The organism is Pseudomonas sp. MD330_10 (assembly GCF_042610415.1).
GTDB lineage: Bacteria > Pseudomonadota > Gammaproteobacteria > Pseudomonadales > Pseudomonadaceae > Aquipseudomonas > Aquipseudomonas rhodesiae.
Genome location: NZ_JBHGZU010000184.1, coordinates 1 through 232 on the forward strand (window position 1 = coordinate 1; position 232 = coordinate 232).

Sequence of the window (232 nt, forward strand, 5' to 3'; positions counted from 1 at the left end):
GGAAGCGCCGGGCATCGCTGAAATGCTCGGACACGATCGGTTCGGTGTGCTTGGAACCGTAGGTGTTGTTGTGCTCGATGGCCTGATCCAGGTCGTCAACGATGCGGATCGATAGGATCGGCGACGTGTATTCGGTGTACCAGTCCTGCTCGGTGGCTTCGATCACGTCGGCGACCAGCAACGCGCGGGTACGCTCGCAAACGCGCAGTTCCACGCCCTTGTCGCGGTAGAT

At 60.8% G+C, this 232-nt stretch carries 1 pseudogene; it reads right to left on the reverse strand.

What is annotated here, in order from left to right:
• Window positions 1–232, reverse strand: a pseudogene (locus ACFZPT_RS27135) (gamma-glutamyl-phosphate reductase); the annotation flags it as partial.